The 19,207-nt window shown below is 69.8% G+C and carries 18 protein-coding genes; 10 read left to right on the forward strand and 8 right to left on the reverse strand.

Features of this window, described 5'->3' with window-relative positions; genetic code table 11:
• Nucleotides 1-30: 30 nt before the first annotated feature.
• Nucleotides 31-1,716: a sensor histidine kinase gene (locus tag ACX80J_RS02175; RefSeq protein WP_459346675.1), complete on the reverse strand. Its 1,686-nt coding sequence runs from the start codon at nucleotides 1,714-1,716 to the stop codon at nucleotides 31-33.
• A 231-nt stretch (nucleotides 1,717-1,947) separates the two neighbouring features.
• Here ACX80J_RS02175 and ACX80J_RS02180 point away from each other — a divergent pair, with 231 nt between their 5' ends.
• From ACX80J_RS02180 to ACX80J_RS02190, 3 genes are all read left to right on the forward strand, one after another.
• On the forward strand, nucleotides 1,948-3,048 hold the full coding sequence (locus tag ACX80J_RS02180; protein WP_459346676.1) for a PP2C family protein-serine/threonine phosphatase: 1,101 nt from the start codon (nucleotides 1,948-1,950) through the stop codon (nucleotides 3,046-3,048).
• Nucleotides 3,049-3,134: 86 nt separating this feature from the next.
• Complete coding sequence (locus ACX80J_RS02185; RefSeq protein WP_301225932.1) at nucleotides 3,135-3,467, forward strand: STAS domain-containing protein; 333 nt, start codon at nucleotides 3,135-3,137, stop codon at nucleotides 3,465-3,467.
• The gene (locus ACX80J_RS02190) at nucleotides 3,460-3,918 is read left to right on the forward strand and encodes an ATP-binding protein (RefSeq protein WP_459345509.1); all 459 of its coding nucleotides are present in this window, start codon (nucleotides 3,460-3,462) and stop codon (nucleotides 3,916-3,918) included. Before ACX80J_RS02185 ends, ACX80J_RS02190 begins: the two co-directional genes overlap by 8 nt.
• An 18-nt stretch (nucleotides 3,919-3,936) precedes the next feature.
• On the opposite strand, the gene ACX80J_RS02195 is transcribed toward ACX80J_RS02190, so the two are convergent.
• The gene (locus ACX80J_RS02195; RefSeq protein WP_459346677.1) at nucleotides 3,937-4,905 is read right to left on the reverse strand and encodes an alpha/beta hydrolase; all 969 of its coding nucleotides are present in this window, start codon (nucleotides 4,903-4,905) and stop codon (nucleotides 3,937-3,939) included.
• Nucleotides 4,906-5,029: 124 nt separating this feature from the next.
• On the opposite strand from ACX80J_RS02195, the gene ACX80J_RS02200 reads away from it, so the two are divergent.
• From ACX80J_RS02200 to ACX80J_RS02210, 3 genes are all read left to right on the forward strand, one after another.
• Nucleotides 5,030-5,665 carry a trimeric intracellular cation channel family protein gene (locus ACX80J_RS02200; RefSeq protein ID WP_459345511.1) on the forward strand — a complete coding sequence of 212 codons (636 nt, stop codon included), beginning with the start codon at nucleotides 5,030-5,032 and terminating at the stop codon, nucleotides 5,663-5,665.
• Between the two features lie 61 nt (nucleotides 5,666-5,726).
• Nucleotides 5,727-6,152 (forward strand): hypothetical protein, encoded by a 426-nt coding sequence (locus ACX80J_RS02205; protein WP_459345512.1) that lies wholly within the window; start codon nucleotides 5,727-5,729, stop codon nucleotides 6,150-6,152.
• On the forward strand, nucleotides 6,152-6,628 hold the full coding sequence (locus ACX80J_RS02210; protein WP_459345513.1) for an HIT family protein: 477 nt from the start codon (nucleotides 6,152-6,154) through the stop codon (nucleotides 6,626-6,628). The genes ACX80J_RS02205 and ACX80J_RS02210 overlap by 1 nt, the downstream gene beginning before the upstream one ends.
• Before the next feature lie 161 nt (nucleotides 6,629-6,789).
• Here the strand turns inward: ACX80J_RS02210 and ACX80J_RS02215 are convergent, their stop codons facing one another.
• The 4 genes from ACX80J_RS02215 to ACX80J_RS02230 all read right to left on the reverse strand — a co-directional run bounded on the left by ACX80J_RS02215 (nucleotide 6,790) and on the right by ACX80J_RS02230 (nucleotide 11,196).
• Nucleotides 6,790-7,614, reverse strand: coding sequence for a DUF559 domain-containing protein (locus ACX80J_RS02215; protein ID WP_459346678.1), 825 nt, complete (start codon nucleotides 7,612-7,614; stop codon nucleotides 6,790-6,792).
• Between the two features lie 399 nt (nucleotides 7,615-8,013).
• Nucleotides 8,014-9,108 carry a polyprenyl synthetase family protein gene (locus ACX80J_RS02220; protein ID WP_459346679.1) on the reverse strand — a complete coding sequence of 365 codons (1,095 nt, stop codon included), beginning with the start codon at nucleotides 9,106-9,108 and terminating at the stop codon, nucleotides 8,014-8,016.
• Nucleotides 9,109-9,117: 9 nt separating this feature from the next.
• Nucleotides 9,118-10,434, reverse strand: a complete 1,317-nt coding sequence (locus ACX80J_RS02225) for a geranylgeranyl reductase family protein (protein ID WP_459346680.1) — start codon at nucleotides 10,432-10,434, stop codon at nucleotides 9,118-9,120.
• On the reverse strand, nucleotides 10,435-11,196 hold the full coding sequence (locus ACX80J_RS02230; protein ID WP_459345517.1) for a demethylmenaquinone methyltransferase: 762 nt from the start codon (nucleotides 11,194-11,196) through the stop codon (nucleotides 10,435-10,437). It abuts the gene before it with no gap.
• Nucleotides 11,197-11,361: 165 nt separating this feature from the next.
• On the opposite strand from ACX80J_RS02230, the gene ACX80J_RS02235 reads away from it, so the two are divergent.
• The 4 genes from ACX80J_RS02235 (at nucleotide 11,362) to ACX80J_RS02250 (ending at nucleotide 15,268) form a co-directional block, all read left to right on the forward strand.
• The gene (locus ACX80J_RS02235) at nucleotides 11,362-12,732 is read left to right on the forward strand and encodes an isochorismate synthase (protein WP_459346681.1); all 1,371 of its coding nucleotides are present in this window, start codon (nucleotides 11,362-11,364) and stop codon (nucleotides 12,730-12,732) included.
• Between the two features lie 89 nt (nucleotides 12,733-12,821).
• Nucleotides 12,822-13,628 (forward strand): ABC transporter substrate-binding protein, encoded by an 807-nt coding sequence (locus ACX80J_RS02240; protein WP_459346682.1) that lies wholly within the window; start codon nucleotides 12,822-12,824, stop codon nucleotides 13,626-13,628.
• Nucleotides 13,629-13,700: 72 nt separating this feature from the next.
• Nucleotides 13,701-14,486: an amino acid ABC transporter permease gene (locus tag ACX80J_RS02245; RefSeq protein WP_459345520.1), complete on the forward strand. Its 786-nt coding sequence runs from the start codon at nucleotides 13,701-13,703 to the stop codon at nucleotides 14,484-14,486.
• Between the two features lie 5 nt (nucleotides 14,487-14,491).
• Nucleotides 14,492-15,268, forward strand: a complete 777-nt coding sequence (locus ACX80J_RS02250; protein WP_459345521.1) for an amino acid ABC transporter ATP-binding protein — start codon at nucleotides 14,492-14,494, stop codon at nucleotides 15,266-15,268.
• On the opposite strand, the gene menD is transcribed toward ACX80J_RS02250, so the two are convergent.
• Both menD and ACX80J_RS02260 read right to left on the reverse strand, forming a co-directional pair.
• On the reverse strand, nucleotides 15,269-16,978 hold the full coding sequence (gene menD, locus ACX80J_RS02255; protein ID WP_459346683.1) for a 2-succinyl-5-enolpyruvyl-6-hydroxy-3-cyclohexene-1-carboxylic-acid synthase: 1,710 nt from the start codon (nucleotides 16,976-16,978) through the stop codon (nucleotides 15,269-15,271).
• A 73-nt stretch (nucleotides 16,979-17,051) separates the two neighbouring features.
• Nucleotides 17,052-19,112, reverse strand: coding sequence for a PhoX family protein (locus ACX80J_RS02260; protein WP_459346684.1), 2,061 nt, complete (start codon nucleotides 19,110-19,112; stop codon nucleotides 17,052-17,054).
• Nucleotides 19,113-19,207: the final 95 nt, after the last annotated feature.

The following is a 19,207-nucleotide window of genomic DNA, read 5'->3' on the forward strand; positions in this document are numbered from 1 at the left end:
GGCGCAGTGCGCGTCGGCCTCCTCGGGCCCCTACCGCTCCTGCGGCTGCAGCTGCTGGTTCTGGCCGGCGTACGCGAGCGGAAGACGGAAGGTGAACGTCGAGCCCTCGCCCTCGACGCTCCGGCAGCTGATGGTGCCGCCATGGCGCTCCACGATCGCCTTCGAGATGGCGAGGCCGAGCCCGACCCCGGGGATGGCCGCATTGCGTGCCGCCGAGGTCCGGAAGAACTTCGAGAAGACACCGCGGAGCTCCTCGGTGGACATGCCGCTGCCCTGATCCGTCACGCTGCACTCCACCTCGCCGTCGACCTCGGCAGCGCGGACGGTCACGCGTCCACCGCCGGGTGAGTACTTGACGGCGTTCGAGAGCAGGTTGTCGAGCACCTGACCGATCCGCGACGCGTCGCACAACGCCACGAGGCCCGGCTCCGTGAAGTCCTCGAAGCGCACCTGAGGGTTGATGTTGCGCTCCCGGGCGTTGGCCACCCGCTGGACGACCAGTTCGGACAGATCCGTGGGAACGGGCGTGATCTCCGGTGAACCCTCGGCCGTCGAGAGCAGGTCCACCACGAGCTTGTGCAGGCGCTCCGAATTACGCGACACCACCTCGAGGCCGGAGGCGACCTCGGGCTGGAGATCGGGCATGCCGGTGAGCAGTTCGAGGTAACCACGGATCGCGGTCAGAGGTGTCCGCAATTCGTGGGACACCGTGGCCACGAACTCGTCCTTCGCGTTCAATGCGGTGACGAGTTCGGTGACGTCGTTGAACGTCACGACCGAACCCTCCCGGGAGCCGGCCTGGTTCGTCATCAGGCGCGACGACGTCGAGAGCACCCTCTGGTGGGGCCGTTCGCCCCACCAGAGCAGGTAATCGGAGAAGACCTGGCCCTCGGCGGCGCGCCGCGTCGGCCGCCGCGCCTCGGGCATGGCCGACTGGCCGTCCTGCTGGAAGATCTGGAGGTCCGCCTCGGGGGTGTCGCCGGTCCCGCCCGCGAGCGCCCGGAAGTGCTCGAGCTTGCGGTTCGTGAGCACGGGCCGGCCGGCCTCGTCCACGGCCAGCAGCCCGATGTCCACGCTGTTGACCACGGTCTCCAGCAGACGCTCGCGCCGCGCGCTCTCCTCCAGGAGGCCCTGCAGCGCGCGGTCCTTCTCCTCCACGACCGCCTGCTGCGCCATCATGCTCGCCGTCATGACACGGATGGTCACGCCGATGGCGAGCATGATGAACGGGAGGAGGAAGGACTGGGTCAGCGACTCCAGGTTGACCGCTGCACCGCCGAAGAAGACGGGTGCCCAGACGATGCCGAGCGAGGCCAGGAAGCCCACCGTGAGGGCTGCGCGCGGGTAGAGCCCGGAGGCCGCCAGCCAGATGACGGGGAACACCGCCAGCAGGCCCACACCGGTGATGACCGTGCCGGCCCCGTGGCGCATGAGTCCGATGGGGATGAAATCGAGGAGCGGGATGACCAGGAAGCTGGCGTGGGGCAGGCGGTCCCAGGGTACGAGCACACACACCGCCAGCAGCACGACCTGCAGTCCCACACCGACCAGGAAGGCCTGGCTTGCCAGGAGGTCCCGGTGGAACAGGAAGCCCCCGACGACGATGAGAAGGACGGTCAGGAAGAGCGGCAGCTGGCTCAGGACGACACGCATACGGAGGGTCAGTTCGTGGAACTGCCTCGTGTTGAGCGTGAGATGGGAGAGCACCCTGTCCATCGGTCGGCCATCCCCCTTGTCCGTCGTCGAGCCGTCCCGTTCCTGCAGGACGTGCCAGGCGGACCTCCCGCGCCAGTGTCCACAGAATATCGCGGGAGCCCTGCTATTACGGCTGCTGAAAGTGGCGCCCGACCTCAAGATCACATCAAGTTCGGTGCAACAATCCATCGATCAGGGCGACGCTCCGCCCGGCGTCCGGATGATCGTGCGGCGTAGCGTTTAATGAGGACCATGACTGCCGCCCCTGAGATACGCCGTGCACTGGTTGTTGAGGACGACGTAGATATTCGGGGGCTGCTCGTGCAGATCCTGAAGCGTGAGGGCTTCGAGGTGGCCGAGGCCGCCACCGCCCGCGAGGGCCTGGAGAAGGCCCGCGCCGGCGCCGACCTCATCACGCTCGACCTCAACCTGCCCGACGGCGACGGCGTCGAGGTCTGCCGTGCTGTCCGCGAGTTCTCCGACGCCTACATCCTGATGATCACGGCCCGTACGGACGAGATCGAGCGCCTGACCGGCCTCGAGACCGGCGCGGACGACTACATCAGCAAGCCCTTCAGCCCGCGCGAGCTCGTCGCACGGATCAACTCCCTCTTCCGCCGCCAGAGCCGCCAGGCGGCGGTCGACGTCGCCAACGCGGATGAGCGCCAGCGCGCGGCCGAGGTCCAGAAGAACCTCCTCCCCCGCGACAACCTGAGGATCGAGGACTACGAGCTCGCCGGGAAGTTCCGGCCGTCGCGCAGTGTCGGGGGTGACTTCTACGACTGGTACCGCACGCCGGACGGACTGCACCTCACCGTCGCGGATGCGATGGGCAAGGGCATGGGTGCTGCGCTGATCGCGGCGACCGTCCGCGCGATCATGCGGTCCGTGGCGCCCCAGCCGAGCATCGAGAGCGCCTTCGCGACGGCGGCGCGCGCGACGGAGGCGGACCTCGAGCAGACCAGCTCGTTCGTCACGCTGTTCCACGGGCGCCTCGATGCCGCCACCGGCATCGTCGGATATGTGGACGCCGGCCATGGCCTCGCACTGCACGTCGCGGCCGACGGTGGCGTCACGCGGCTCTCGTCGGGGGGACCACCCGTCGGTGCGTGGCCGGACCAGGTGTGGCCGCCCGGTACGGTCAGCCTCCGGCCCGGCGACTCCCTGGCCATCGTGAGCGACGGCCTGCTGGACATCTATGAGACTGTGGACCAGTTCACCGAGGCGGTAGCGGGCGTCATCACGGCCGCCCCCAGCGCGGAGGACGCCTGCGCGGTCCTGCTGGACATGGCCGACGTGCCCGAGGTGGCCGACGATGTCACCGTCGTCGTGCTCCAGCGCCTGCAGGGCTGACCGGCGCCGGGGAGCGACGCCGCTCCTCCAGGAACACTTCAGGAACACTTCAGGAACGCGGACAGGGATCGGAAGAGGAAGTACAGATGGAATTCACCACGCAGGACAAGGGACGCTACACCGAGGTGTCGGCCAGCGGCCGCCTGAACATGGTCGCGGCGCCCAAGCTGCGCGAGGTCATCGACGAGGTCGTCAGCGGGGGCGGCAAGCGGATCGTCGTCAACCTCGCGGACACCAGCTTCATGGATTCCTCCGGCCTCGGCGCGCTGATCGGCTGCCTCAAGCTCGCCCGGCAGTCGGGCGGGGACCTGCGCATCGCCGCCGTGCAGCCGCAGGTGAACATGGTGCTCGAACTGACCAGCATGCACCGCGTCCTGACGCCGCACGCAACACCCGAGGAAGCCTTCCTCAATGACTGACATCCTGGCCCGGCGCACCCTCGAGAAGCCGGCCGACGAGCAGGCGATCGAGGACCTGCACGGCATCCTGGACCAGCTGTGGCTCGACGCGGCCTTCGTGCCCGCACTCGACCAGATGGCCTTCACCACGGCCGTGATCGAGGCCGCGAGCAACGTGGTGCAGCACGGTGTCCCCGAGGCCGGGTGCGACCTCCTCCTCGGAGTCGACCTCACCGTCGCCACCGGACGCCTCCGTGCGGTCATCAGCGAGATCGGGGCCGCGGCGCTCGACCCGGTGCCCGACCTCGACGGACCACCCCCGGCCTCCGACCCGGACGCACTGCTCGAGGACTACGACGAATCCGGCCGCGGGCTCTCGATGATCCGGGCACTCGTCACCACGGTCACGGTCGAGCGCCAGGGCGATACCAACGTGTGGGTCCTCTCCCGGGACTCCGGCGCAGGGAACTGACCCCTCGGGCCCGTCCTGCTACGGCAGTGGCGGCCGTCCCAGGAACGCCGCGATGTCCGCATAGACCTCCCGGGACTCCGGCAGGCGGGGGAACGCGGGAAAGACGTGGAACGCGCCCGGATAGACCTTCAGAGTGACATCGGCGCCGGCGGCAACCGCCCTGTCCCGGAACACTGTCGCATCCGCCATGCACACGTCGCGGGTGCCCTGGTAGATGCGCGTGACCGGCACCGCGGCCAGCAGATCGCCGGGAGCGCACGCGGGGCTGACCAGCGGTGTCCTGGGATCGTCGCCCCCGGCCCACCACAGTCCTGCCTGCACGCCGCCGCCCACGGAGAGCATCGGGTCGACGGCGTCGTACGTCGGGATGGAGGGATTGGTGGCCGTGACGTCGAGCCACGGGGAGAACGCGACGATGCGGCCGGGCACGGGCAGGCCGGCGTCGCGGAAGGCCCAGGGCTGGGCGATGGCTAGCGCACCGCCGGCGGAATCGCCCATCAGGGTCACGTCGTCCGGCGCCGCGGTGCGCAGCACCTCACGGTAGACGCTCACCAGATAGGGAAAGGCCTCGCGGTAGGTGCTCTCCGGAGCGAGGCGGTACAGGGGCACGGTGACGGCAGCGCCCGTCCGCCTGGTCAGCTCGGCGATGATCCACCAGTGCGGGCGGCTGAGTTCGTTGATGTAGATGCCGCCGTGCGTGTAGATGATGTGCGACCGCGTGCCTCCGCGGAGCGGCCGGACCGTGAGCGTGCGGACACCATCGACCCGCTTCTCCTGGATGCTGTGGGTCTGCCGGAAGGTCCAGGGGATGGCGGCCATCGACGGGTAGGTCCGGCCCGGGTACTTCGAGTTCACCCAGTCGGTGCCGGTCAGGTTCCTCTTGGTGGGGAGGAGGCCGATGAGCAGGGACGCGAGGCGCATCGGCCGTGAGCCGTCCTTCGCGCTCGGTTCGACCGTCTCCGTGCCTGCTGCGTATCCCCGGGTCATGACCCCAGCCTAGGGGAACCGAAGGCGGCGCCGCCTCTGTCATGCTGGTCAGGGCCCTTCTGCCGCCCGTCGACGAACGGGAGCAGCGCCCCGCCGCACCCGTTCCGGTCCGCCGAAGGAAGACATGGATACCGCTTCACAGATTGCCCTCGCCGCCGACCTCCTCGGCGTCTTCTTCTTCGCGGTCTCCGGCTCCCTGCTGGCCGCGCGCAAGGGCTTCGACATCGTCGGTTCGCTCCTCCTCGCATCGCTCGCATCACTGGGCGGCGGAGTGGCCCGGGACCTCATCATCGACGTTCCGCCGGCGGCCTTCACCACTCCCGCCTACCTGCTGCCTCCGCTCCTCGCCACCGTCCTCGTCTACTTCGTCTTCTCCGGCGTGGAGCGCGTCAAGCGGGTCCTGGTGATCTTCGACGCCGCCGGACTCGCCCTGTTCTGCATCACCGGCACGATCAAGGCACTCGAGGTGGGCCTGAATCCCGTGTCCGCGGTCCTGCTCGGCGTGACCACCGCCGTCGGCGGGGGCCTGCTGCGCGACGTCGTCGCCAACGAGATCCCCCAGCTCTTCGATCCCCGCGACATCTACGCCCTGCCCGCACTACTCGGCGCCGTCGTCGTCACCGCGCTGTACCTCACGGGGACCTTCACGCTCCTCACGGGCACCGTGGCGGCGTCGCTCGTGTTCACCCTGCGTGTCCTCGCCTGGCGCTACGGTTGGCACGCGCCGCTCGCAGCACGGACGGCCAGCGTACGACGGTGACCCGGGCGCGGGGCGCGGCGGCTAGGATGGGAGCATCCCCACCACCACTCCTGGAGTACTCGTGACTGAGCTGTTTGCCGACAAATTCCGCGCCCTCGTGCCCTCGTACTTCGAGGGCGAGTGGGCCGAGGAGGACGGCCTGTCCGACGACGAGCTCGCCCAGATGCTCGAGGGCAAGGACTTCGAACTGCCCCTGGCGCTCCGCGAGTTCTACCGTGCGGTGGGAGCCACCGAGGACATCATGGAGGCCTACCACTTCTTCTGGGATCCCGACGAGCTCGAGATCGAGGACGGCTTCCTCCTGTTCCTCGAGGACGAGGACGAGCAGTTCACGTGGGGCATGAGGGCGGACCAGCTGGACGTGCCGGACCCCATCGTCTGGCGGCGCAACAACGCGCGGGGCGAGTGGCAGAGCGAGGAGGGCACGTTCAGCGAATACGTGCTCGACCTGTTCGAGTGGGTCTTCGAGGAGGACGACGAGGACTGATGGAGTTCGCCCACCACGCCCCCGAGGGCTACCAGTGCCCGTTCTGCGACCTGGCGCGCAACGACTTCAGCAACCCGAAGAACCTGTGCCGCCCCGGCGACGTCATCTATTCCGATGACCTCGTGCTGGCGTTCATCGCGTCCCACGGCTTCGAGCCGAACCCCGGCCACGTCCTCATCACCCCGCGCGCGCACGTCGAACTGCTCTACGAACTGCCCGACGACGTCGCTGCCCGGATCATGACCCTCACCCGCGACATCGCGATCGCCATCAAGCGGGCCTGGACCCCCGACGGCGTCTCCACGCGCCAGCACAACGAGCCCGCAGGCAGCCAGCACGTCTGGCACTACCACCAGCACGTGCTCCCGCGCTGGCACGACGACGGCTTCTACTTCACGCCGAAGCGGCCGATCGTCGACCCGGTGATTCGGGCCCGGAAGGCCGACGAGCTGAGGGCTTTCCTCCCCGCGAGGTAGGCCTGCCGCCGTTCCCGCTCCGCCGAGACCCCGCCGAGACCCGCTGATGCGGCTTCGTGCACGGGTTCTGGGCAACAAGAGCGTGTCCTACGACGACACGCCGGTTATCAGAGTCAGTTGCCCACTAAAGCCGTGCACGAAGCCGCGCGTGGCCGTCGATGTCAGCGAATCGGCCGGCGCCCGAGGGCCCGGAAGACCATGGCGAGGACTTCCTCGGGCTCGAACATGACGTCCTCGTAGCAGAACCGCAACACCGTGTAGCCGCCGATGACCGTCATGTTGTTCCGCCTGCGGTCGCGCCGGAGTGCCCGCCGGTCGGAGTGGAACGCGGCTCCGTCGATCTCCACGACGAGGCAATCCTCGACCAGGAAGTCCACCCGACCCACGCCCGCTATCCGCACCTGTGAGCGAACACCGAGACCGGCCCCGCGGAGCAGGAGTCGCGTGACGACCTCGATCGCCGATTCCGCGGTGAGGTCGACCAGCGCCAATGCTGCGCGGGCCTTCCCGTTGCGCTTACCAGGCAGCCGCGACTCGAGGAACGCAGCCGTGGTGTCACCGCGTCGAAGGGCACACTCGACCATGGGGACCGACTCGTCGGCAGGGCGGCACTGCAGCACGTGCACGAGCGCATCGGCCACACCGACGAGCGGCAGTTGGGGGTGCGGGGGAACGGTGACGGCGCGATGGTTTATGCAGCCGGCGACCGAGCGGGTCGGCCGGCTGACATGCATGCGGACAGCAGGTCGGGTGCACCACAGCCTGTAGTGGACCGCGGCGGAGACGCAGGTGAGCCGCGCTCCCCCGGCAACCGCCTCGATGAAGTCCGGTGGTGCGTCGGGAAGAGCGAGGACTCCCCGTCGAACGCGGAGAAGCCTGCCGTCGCCGATGTAGCGCTCGATCGCGCGCTCCCCCACCCCTCGCTTCAACAGGTCACCCGTGGAAGCCACACCGCCCGACGCCGTGAGAATCCGCTCGATCGTCATGGCCCAACCCAAGAGGCTGCCGCCCGTAAGCACCTCTGGACCCACGGCTATGTGGACAGGCCGAGGGCAGCGGCACGCGCATGTCGCCGGCGACGGCCGTGAGGTGCTGCGACGGCCGCGAGGTGCTGCGACACGGGAGGAAGCGGCGTCGTGCACGCGTTTCATCGTGGAGGAGGCGTGTCGGCACGGGACACGCCGATTATCAAGGACACTTCCGAGGGAAAGCCGTGCGCTACGCCGCAGGAACGACGGCGAGGCCCAGCGTCAGGGGCCGCCAACCGAGGCGTGCGCGACGCCGCAGGAACGACGGCGAGGCCCAGCGTCAGGGGCCGCCAACCGAGGCGTGCGCGACGCCGCAGGAACGACGGCGAAGCGCTGCGTGGCAGCCGCGGGAGGGGGCTAGACGTCCCTGCTGACGACGGCCTGCGCGAAGCTCGCCAGCGCCTGCTTGACGGTGCTGTCCGGCAGCGGCTCCAGGGCGGCCACGGCGTCGTCGGCCCACTGCTGCGCCACGGCCCACGCCTCCTGTGTCTGGGGGTGGGAGCGCACGGCCTCGACGGCATCCGCGAGCGCCTCGTCTGAGGAGAGGTCGCTGTCGACGAGGGCGATGACCTCGGCGGCCGATGCATCCCCCGCGGCCGCGGCACGGCGCAGCAGGATGACCGGCAGGGTGGGGACGCCCTCGCGCAGGTCCGTGCCGGGCGCCTTGCCCGACGTGACCTTCAGGCCGGTGACGTCGATGACGTCGTCGGCGAGCTGGAACGCGACACCGACCTTCTCACCGTAGGACACCATGACGTCGACCACCTCGGGCGACGTGTCCGCGAACAGGGCTCCGAGCTGGCCCGAGGCCGCCACGAGCGAACCGGTCTTGTCCGCGATCACGGAGAGGTAGTGCTCGAGGTCGTCCTGGCCGTCCCGCGGGCCCACGGTCTCATGCAGCTGGCCCAGGCACAGCCGCTCGAAGGTACGGGCCTGGATACCGAGGGCCTCACCGCCCAGTTCGGAGACGAGGATCGATGCCCGGGCGAAGATGAGGTCGCCGGTGAGGATGGCGACGGAGTTGCCCCACACCTCGTGCGCGGTGGGTGCGCCCCGGCGGTACGGCGCGGAGTCCATGACGTCGTCGTGGTACAGCGTGGCGAGATGCGTCAGTTCGACGACGACGGCCGCCTGGACCACCTTGGCGTGGGTCGGGTTGCCGAGGTGAGACGCGAGGATCGTCAGGAGGGGGCGGATGCGCTTGCCGCCGGCCTCGACCAGGTGGCGGCTAGTGGCATCGGCCAGGGGATCCGAGTTGGCGATGGCCCCGCGGAGCTGCTTCTCCACCTCGGCGAGGCATGACGAGACGGACGGCCCCAGGTCCGGGTCCTCGGCGATGAGGGCGAAGCCGGGAGGCAGACGCAGGGCGTCGGCGTCGTCCGGGATGTCCGCCGTGTCCAGCGCGCTGTTCGGACCCACGCTGGTCCACCCGGAGTTGAAGGATTGTGTCACGGTCTAAGACTAACCAAGTGGGGCGGCGCTTTGCGCACGCAGGTGGCCCGTCAGGGACGGCTGGTTGGAGGTGGGCGGCACGAGCGACTCGAGCAGGTGGATGACGCGGTCCTCGAACCCGCGGCCGCCGGCGTCGGTCAGGTTGGCGAGCATCCGCACCACGAACCGCATCAGCACGGGCACCGGCATGCCCGTGCGCAGCGCCAGCGAGAGGATCGCCGGCTTGCCGATGAGCCGCGCGAAGACGCGTCCGAGCGTGAAGTGGCTGCCCCACTGCTCCCGTACGTAGGGCGCGTACCCGGACATCACCTGGTCGCGTCCGAGCGGCGTCGTCACTCCCTCGGCCCGCGTGATGAACTCGGCGGCGTAGCGTGCCGATTCCATCGCGTAGGAGATGCCCTCGCCGTTGAACGGGGACACCATGCCCCCGGCGTCACCGAGGAGCAGCAATCCGGGGCTGTAGTGCGGCGTGCGGTTGAAGCCCATGGGCAGGGCAGCTCCACGGATCTCGCCCACCTGGTTGGCCGGCGTGAAGCCCCATTCGGGCGGCATGCCCGCCGTCCAGTCACGCAGGACCTGCTTGTAGTCGAGCTTGCCGAACTCGGCGGACGAGTTGAGGATGCCGAGGCCCACGTTGGACGTGCCGTCGCCGACGCCGAAGACCCAGCCGTAGCCCGGCAGCGGCTTGCCGGTGGCGTCCGGGAGTTCGAGCCACCCTTCCATCCAGTCGTCGTTCGTCCGGGGGCTCGTGAAGTACGTGCGGACGGCGACGCCGAGGGGCCGGTCGTCGCGCTTCTGCAGTCCGAGGCTGACGGCGGTGCGCGTCGAGTTGCCGTCGGCGGCGAGGACGACGTCGGCGGCGAAGGTGCGCGTGTCACCCGTCTTGCGGCCGTGGGCGTCGAGCAGGTTCGCTGTCACCCCGGTGACCCGTCCGGCGTCGTCGCGCAGTGCGGAGGACACGGAGTGGCCCTCGAGGATCGTCGCTCCGGCGGCCCGCGCATGCTGCGCGAGTGCCTCGTCGAAGCCGAGGCGCGTGCGGACCAGGCCGTAGTCGGGGAAGTCGCTCAGTTCGGGCCAGGGCACCTCGACGGTTCGCTTGCCCGCGATGAGGCGGAGCCCCTTGTTGCGGCGCCACCCCTCGCTCTCGTCGTGCGGGAGGCCGAGGAGCTGCAGTTCCCGCGTGGCGCGGGGGGTCAGGCCGTCGCCGCACACCTTCTCGCGGGGGAAGTACGTCTTCTCGAGGACGGTGACCTCGATGCCGGCACTCGCGAGGTAGTAGGCCGCCGTGGAGCCGGCAGGACCCGCCCCGACGATGAGCACGGACATCTAGACGGCCGCCGTCGTGCGGCGCAGGCGGACCTGCCCCGGCAGGAGCGGCTCCTCGCCGGGAGCCGCGGGCGCCTTGGTGGCGCGGTGGACGGCCACGATGCCGCCGTTGAGGTTCCGGTACTCGACGTCGTTCCAGCCGCTTTCGCCGATCCACGCCGCGAGCTCGTCCTGGTTCGGCCAAGCTCGGATGGACTCGGCGAGGTAGACGTACGCATCGGGGTTGGAGCTCACCTTGCGGGCGATCGCCGGGAGCGCCCGCATCAGGTACTCGGTGTACGTGGTGCGCCAGAGCGCGACGGTGGGCGAGGAGAACTCCGCGATCACCAGCCGCCCGCCCGGGCGCGTGACGCGGAGCATCTCCGCCAGTGCCTTCTTCGGCTCGTGAACGTTGCGGAGCCCGAAGGAGATGGTGCTCGCGTCGAAGGAGTTGTCCGCGAACGGCAGGTTCGTGGCGTCGCCGGCGACGAAGGCGATGTCCGGCCGCCTGCGCTTGCCCACCTTCAGCATGCCGAGCGAGAAGTCGCAGGCCACGACGTCGATCCCGGCGTCCGCGTAGGGCTCGCTCGAGGTGCCGGTGCCGGCAGCGAGATCGAGCACGCGCTGGCCCGGTTCGGCCCCGACCGCGTCGACGACGATGCGACGCCAGCGGCGGGTCTGCCCCACCGACAGGACGTCGTTGACGACGTCGTACTTGGGGGCCACGTCGTCGAACATGGCCGCTACTTCGTCAGGGCGCTTCTCCAGGGATGCACGATTCACCCGCTCATTGTCTCAAACAAACACCCCGCACCTAATCGGCGCCGATCCCCGATCCGGGCGGAGCCGCGCAGCCCCGGCCGGGCCTCCTCGGGCCTCCGGGGACGTGCCCAAGCTCACGGCCCGGCACGAAGGTGGCGCGGAGCCGCGGAGTACGCTTGGAGCATCATGAGCACTCCGTCCCTCACCGCGCTGACGCCTGCGCCCGGACAGTCCCGCGGGCTCCGCAGCATCACGGTGGCACGCGGCGCCATGGATCCCCGGTCCGGCCTCCTCGAGTACGTGGTGCGCAACGATGCCCACACCTGGATCCGCCGCGGCGGCGGGCTCGTCGCCTACGGGGAGACGGCGAGATTCACAGGAACGGGGCCGGACCGCTTCACGCAGGCCCAGGAGTGGTGGCGCAGCGAGCTCGCCGGCGCGGAGGTCCTGGACGAGCTGGGCGTCCCCGGCTCCGGCCTCATCGCCTTCGGGTCCTTCGCCTTCTCCAAGACCTCCTCGCACCCGTCGCGCCTGATCGTCCCCGAGGTGGTGGTGGGCTGCAGTGAAGGAAGGAGCTGGCTGACGTACATCACGGACGACGCCGAAGCCGAGTTGAGCGCCTCGGCGGCGGAAGCAGCGCTCGCCGCCTACCTCGCCGCCCCCGACGCCGGCCGCTCCCCCAGCCCCGGCGACAGCCTGGGCCCGGGCGTCCTCAGCGAGGACCAGTACAAGCTCGCCGTCGCGGAGGGCGTGAAGCACGTGCAGGCCGGTGAGCTGAGCAAGCTCGTGCTGGCGCGCGACGTCGTCGCGCACCTCGAGACGCCGGTGGCCACCGCCCAGGTGCTGCGCGAGCTCGCCGTGCGGTACGAGGACTGCTGGACGTACGCCGTCGACGGGCTCATCGGCTCGACCCCGGAGATGCTCATCAAGGTGGAGGACAACACGGCCCAGGCGCGCGTCCTCGCCGGCACCCTCGACCGTGCCGACGCGCCCGAGGGCGATCCCGGCTACGCCGACCGCGTCCTGGCCGGATCGGAGAAGCAGCTCCACGAGCACCAGATCGCCATCGACTCGCTCACCGAGACCCTCGAGCCCTTCACGAGTTCCATGACCTCGCACAGCGAGCCCTTCGTCCTGCAGCTGCCGAACGTCTGGCACCTCGCCTCGGACGTCACGGCCCAGCTCGCGCCCGACGACACCGGCCAGGTCCCGACCTCGCTGGCCCTGGTCCAGGCGCTGCACCCCACCGCGGCCGTCTGCGGGACGCCCACGACCGTCGCCGGAGCCCTCATCCGCGAACTGGAACACCTCGAGCGCGGCCCCTACGCGGGGCCGGTGGGCTGGATCGACGCCGGCGGCAACGGTGAATGGGGCATCGCCCTGCGCGGAGCGGTCATCGAGGCGCCCACCCGCATCCGGCTGTACGCGGGCTGCGGCATCGTGGAGGGCTCCCAGCCCGAGGCCGAGCTCGCCGAGACGTGGAGCAAGTTCCGGCCCATGACCGAAGCCCTCGGACTCGGGCCCCGACGCGGGTCTCTGGTTACCAATAGGCAATAGCTGTAGCCTGTGATGCACATCTCTCTTTCGTCGCTAGAATCAGCAGGACCTTTTTTCCGTTCCATTCCGCCCGTCCAAGTGAGGTACCCATGTTTTCCAAGAAATCCGCAATGCTGGCCGCCATGGCCGCCGGCGCCCTCGCGCTGAGCGCCTGCGGCGGCGGTTCCGACGACGCCGGTTCCGGTTCCAACTCCGGCTCCGCCGAGGAGAGCGGCCTGAACCTCGTCTCCGAGGGCTCGCTGACCGTCTGCTCCGACATCCCCTACCCGCCCTTCGAGTTCGAGGAGAACGGCGAGTACACCGGCTTCGACATGGACATCATGAAGGAGATCGCCTCCGGCCTGGATCTCGAGCTCGCCGTCCAGGACGTCGAGTTCAACGGCCTCCAGAGCGGCGCCGTCCTCGCGGCCCGCCAGTGCGACATCGGGGCCAGCGCGGTCACGATCACCGAGGAGCGCAAGGCGAACCTCGCGTTCTCGGACCCGTACTACGACTCGCTGCAGTCCCTCCTCGTTCCCACGGATTCCGACATCGCCTCGATCGACGACCTCGCCGGCAAGAAGGTCGGCGTCCAGCAGGGCACCACCGGCGAGACCTACGCCACGGAGAACGCGCCCGAGGCCGAGCTGGTCGCCTTCCCCTCGGACGCCGAGATGTACGCCGCCATCCAGGCAGGCAACGTCGACGCCCTCCTGCAGGACCTCCCGGTCAACATCGGCCACACCGAGGACGGCGCCTTCACCATCGCCGAGGAGTACCCCACGGACGAGCAGTACGGCTTCATCATGGCGAAGGACGGCAGCGAGGCGCTGGTCACCGCCGTCAACGAGCAGCTCACCACCCTCCGCGACAACGGCAAGTACCAGGAAATCTACGACTCCTACTTCGAGCAGTAGCCCATCCGACCCGTGCGGCCCGGAGCCCGGGCCGCACGGGTGCCACTTCCCGAAGGAAGGTAGTCCCCCCGCGTGAAACGATCGACACGCAGGCGCCTGATCCAGGGCGTCCTCTACGCGGTGTTCGCCGCCGTAGTCCTCCTTATCGTCCTCGCCGCCGACTGGGCGAAGATCCGTTCCAACTTCTTCGACCTCGACGTCGCCGCGGCCTCCTTCCCGGAGATCGTGACGATCGCGGCGAAGAACACCATCGTCTACACAGCCATCGCCTTTCTCGGCGGATTGCTCCTCGGGCTCGTCCTCGCCCTCATGAAGCTCTCGCCGGTCCTGCCGTACCGCTGGCTGGCCACCGGCTACATCGAGCTCTTCCGTGGCCTTCCCGCCCTGCTGGTGATCTTCGCATTCGCCTACGCGGTGCCCATCGCGTTCCAGTGGCATCCGCCGGGCGGCAACGCGGGCGCCGGCCTGATCGCCCTCATCATCGTCTCCTCGGCCTACATCGCGGAGACGATCCGAGCCGGCATCGAGGCGGTGCCCAAGGGGCAGGTGGAAGCCGCCCGCTCACTCGGCATGAACTCCGCGTGGACCATGGTGACCGTCGTCCTCCCCCAGGCCTTCCGGATCATCACGCCTCCCCTGACCAACGAGCTCGTGATCCTCATCAAGGACACGTCCCTCCTGTTCATCGCGGGCATGGCCATCGGCGACCGTGAACTGACCACGTTCTCGCGTGACGCCCTGACCAGCCAGGCGAACGCGACACCGCTCGTGGTGGCCGCGGCGATGTACCTGATCATCACGTTGCCGCTGACCCAGCTGGTCGCGAAGCTCGAACGACACAACAAGAGAGGCCGGTGATTCCGGTGTCCCATCCAGCATCGGGTGCCACGGCACCGGGATCGACGGCGGCAGTGCCGGCCATCGAGGTCCGGGCACTCTGCAAGACCTTCGGCAGCAACGAGGTGCTCAAGGGCATCGACTTCCACGTGGACCAGGGCGAGGTGGTGTGCGTGATCGGCCCCTCCGGCTCCGGCAAGTCCACCCTGCTCCGGTGCGTCAACCGGCTCGAGGAACCCACCACCGGCACGGTGATGGTGGAGGGCGTCGATATCACGGACAGCGAGACGGACCTCGACGATGTGCGGACGCGCATCGGCATGGTCTTCCAGCAGTTCAACCTCTTCCCGCACCTCACGGTCCTCAAGAACCTGACCCTCGCGCAGCAGCGCGCCAAGCGGCGCAGCAGGTCCGAGGCCACGGAGATCGCGCGGAGGAACCTTGCCAAGGTGGGCCTCGCGGAGAAGGCCGATGCCTTCCCCGCACAGCTCTCCGGCGGCCAGCAGCAGCGCGTCGCCATCGCACGCGCGCTGTCCATGGACCCCGACATGATGCTCTTCGACGAGCCCACCAGCGCGCTGGACCCCGAGCTCGTCGGCGACGTCCTCGAGGTCATGAAGCAGCTCGCCAAGGAGGGCATGACCATGATGGTGGTCACGCACGAGATGGGATTCGCCCGCGAGGTCGGCGACCGCGTCGTCTTCATGGACGGCGGCGTCGTCGTGGAGCAGGGCAAGCCCGAGGACGTCCTCGGGAACCCCCAGCACGAGCGGACGAAACTCTTCCTGTCGAAGGTGCTCTAGCTAGGACACCGTGACCTCCGCCACGACGCGGCGGATGCGCGCATGGAGGTCCCGGAGCGTCGCGCGCTCGGCCCGGACCTCAAGGATGGAGCGGCCCCGAATGGGCCGCTCCATCGCTGTATCCAGCTCCTCCAGCGTGGTCGCCCGCTCGTAGTGCAGCCCGTAGGCAGCGGCGAGCGCGGCGAGGTCCACGGTGTGCGGTGTCCCGAACAGTCGCTCGACGGCGGCCCCGTACCGCTCCGTCGTCGCCTCCGCCCCGTGCTCGAGGAGGCCGAAGATGCCCCCGCCGCCGTCATTGAGCACCACGATGTGGAGGTCCGGTTGCGGTTCGCCGCTGCCGAGGAGCAGCCCGCCGACGTCGTGCAGGAACGTCAGGTCGCCCATCAGCACGCGTGTCGGGATGCCGGCGGCGAGTGCCACGCCCGTCGCCGTCGAGACGGTGCCGTCGATCCCGGCCAGTCCCCGGTTGGCGAAGACCTCGAGGGGGTGCCAGTCGGTCGCGGCGACGAGGTCGACGTCGCGGATGGGGTTGGAGGAGCCGAGCACCAGGTTCCCGTCCGTGTGCTCCCACACCGCGTCGGCGACGTGCAGGCCGGTGATGCGGTCCTCGTCTGCCAGCAGGGACTGGACGGCGGCTTCCGCCGTCGCTCCCGCCTCCCGCCAGGAGCGGAGCCAGCCGTCCTCGCCGCGCCCCGCGAACTCCAGCAGGTCGGGCAGGGTGTCGATGATGCGCTCGGTGCGCCGGCCCTCCTCGAACCAGGCCACCGGCACGGGCAGGTACAGGGCGTGCTCGACGTCGGCCCGCGCGAGGAGCGCGGTGACCGGACGCGACAGCGTGGGGCGACCGAAGGTCACCACGCGCGTGACGGCCGGGCCGAGGTGCTCGAGCAGCAGCCGGTAGGGGGCGATCGCACTGGTGCCGAAGCGCGCGTTCGACGACGGCTCGGCGAGCAGCGGGAGGTCCAGGTGCGCGGCGAAGACCGCGGCCAGCTCTCCCGCTCCATGCCCTGCGACGACGACGGTCCGGGTGCCGTCGCGCTGTCCGGTCACGGGCGCCGGGGCCCTCGTCGCTGCGGCCGGGACTGCTGCGGATTCCTCCGCCGCCGTTCCCGGCGCGGCGGAACCTGACGCTGCGCCGGTGGGCACGAGCGGATCGCGGTAGGCGAGGTTCAGGTGCACCGGCCCGGGCGGCGCGGTCGGCACCCCGCCCTCGGGTCGTCCGAGGGCGGCCTGCAGGGCGTCCCCGATCGGGGCGGTTGGATCCTCACCGGCTCCCAGGTCGAGGCCCGCCCGCACGTGTACGCCGAACAGGTCCGGCTGCACCGTGGTCTGGTTGGCCCCGGTCCCCCGCAGCTCGCCGGGCCGGTCTGCGGAGACGACCACCAGGGGGACGGCCGCGTGGTTGGCCTCCATGACGGCCGGCAGCAGCTCCCCCACCGCTGTCCCCGACGTGGTCACGACGGCCGCCGGCCGCTGGGCGCCGAGTGCGAGGCCCAGGGCGGTGAAGGCGGCCGACCGCTCGTCGATCCGCACGTGCAGGCGGACGCGTCCCGCGGCCTCCGCGTCGGCCAGCGCGTACGCGAGGGGTGCACTGCGGGAGCCCGGCGCGACGACGACGTCCACGACGCCACCTGCCACGAGGGCTGCGACCGCGCGGGCGGCCGAAGCGGCGGAGTCGAGGACTGGAGGGGGCGTCGCTGGTGTCGTCACCCTCTCATCCTTCCACCCGGCACACCCTCTCGGCGGAAGGGGGTGCGCCGGACAGGGCGTCCGGCGAAGATCCCTAGGTGCGGTAGACCTGCACCACGGAGGGCCGGGGAAGCGCCGCCTGGCCCTTCCCGGGTGTGCTGCCGGACGGCACGTAGTCGGGGAAGAAGGAACGCTGGTCCGCCCAGCTCCCGTCCTCACCCGGGTGCTGCACGGCGACGAAGACCGTTCCCTCCTGGTCGTGGATGACCGGACCGCACGTCTCGGCATCCCGCGGCACCGCGAGGAACTGCTCCACGCGCCCCCGCTCGGCGCCTTCGAGGCCCACCTTGAACAGGCCGTCGTTGAAGCCCATGGTGCCCGGCTGGCCGTCGGTCGAGATCCACAGGTTGCCCTGCGAGTCGAAGGCCACGTTGTCGGGGCAGGAGATCGGCGAGACCCTGTCCTTCGGGTAGCCGCCGAAGTACGTCGCCGGGTTGCGCTCAGGGTCGCCGCAGACGAGGAGCAGGTTCCAGGTGAACCGGGTACCGGACGCGTTGCCGCCGGCCTCGGTCAGTTCGACCACGTGACCGTCGCGGTTCTGCGTGCGCGGATTCGCCTCGTCCGGGGCGGCATTGGAGCCCACGCCGCGGTTGGTGTTGTTGGTGCAGGCGACGTAGACCCTGCCCGTGAGGGGGTTGGGTTCCACGTCCTCGCAGCGGTCCATCTTGGTGGCGCCCATCCTGTCGGCGGCCAGGCGCGTGAAGACGGCGACCTCCTCGGCCGTCATGCCGGCCACCACCGACCGGTTGTCGATGAGGAGCGGCAGCCACTCGCCGACGCCGTCGAACGCGCCGTCGGAAGGGAGCGTGCCGGTGCCGTCGATCTCGGCCACGGAGTTGCCCTGGAAGCGCGCGACGTAGAGCGAGCCCTCGCTGAGCAGCGTCAGATTCGCCTTGCGGGCGGCCGCGCTCGTCCCGGGCTGGACGGTGTTCTTCGAAACGAACTTGTAGAGGTAGTCGAAGCGCTCGTCGTCGCCCATGTAGGCCACCACACGGCCGTCGGACGCGACGGTGACGTTGGCACCCTCGTGCTTGAAGCGCCCGAGGGCGGTGTGCTTCTTCGGCGTGGAGGTGGGGTCGAAGGGATCGACCTCGACGATGTAGCCGAACCGGTGCTTCTCGTTCTCGTACCCGGCGTTCCGCGTGTCGAAGCGCGGCTCGTCGATCTCCCAGCCGCGCGCCGTCGGACGGCTGGTGAGGCCGTAGCGGCGGTCGCCGGCGCTGGTGCCGGTGGCCACGAAGTAGCCGTTGAAGTTCTCCTCGCCGGAGAGGATGGTCCCCCACGGAGTGGTGCCGCCGGCGCAGTTCCCGAGCGTTCCGAGGATGGTGCGGCCCGAGGGGTCGTCCTTGGTCTTCAGCAGGTCGGAGCCTGCGGCGGGGCCGGTCACCTCGTACGGGGTGGTGGTCAGGTAGCGGCGGTTGAGCGGGGCCCCCTGCACGTAGGACCACGGCTTGTTCCTGTTCCTGCGCTCGAGCTCGACGACGGACAGTCCGTGGGCGGCCTTGCCGATGCCGCGCACTTCAGCGGCAGGCGTGGTCGGCGGGACCATGATGGTCTCGTTCGTGTACTCGTGGTTGGCGAAGAGGACCGCGCGGCGGCCCTTGCTGCCCTCGATCTCGAGGACGTCCGTGTAGTCGCAGTTGTAGCCGAACTGCCGCGCCTGCGCTGCAGCGCTCTGCTTGTCCGCGTCGAAGGCCGGCGAGTTCGCGAACAGCGGGTCACCCCAGCGGATCACCGGCTTCCAGCCGTAGCCCTGCGGTACCGTCATGGCGTCCACCGAGGCGTCGACCGGCGCGATGGCGTCGAACGGCAGGTTGCTCTTCCGGTAGCCCGTGCCGGGAGGCGGTGCGGCCTGGGCCGAGCCGGCTCCGGTCTGCGTGCCGACGAGGAGGGTCAGGGCACCGGCGGCACCGGCGCCGAGCGCACTCCGGCGCGAGAACTCGCTCGAGACGATGTCGCGGAAGTAGGTGTTGGTGGAGGTGTTGCAGACCGCATCGGAGCAGGCGTTGTCACACTTCAGCGCACAGGTGACGGCGCTGCGCTTTCCCTTGGTGGAGCCGAGCATCGGCAGCAGGCGGCGTGGAGTTTCAGTCATGGGGTGGTACCTCTCGCAGGATGAACGTCGTCCGTCCCCACCCTGCAGATTCCACCTGAACAACCGCGGTGCGTGGCGGTGAACGGCGCATGAAC

The organism is Arthrobacter rhamnosi (assembly GCF_054510975.1).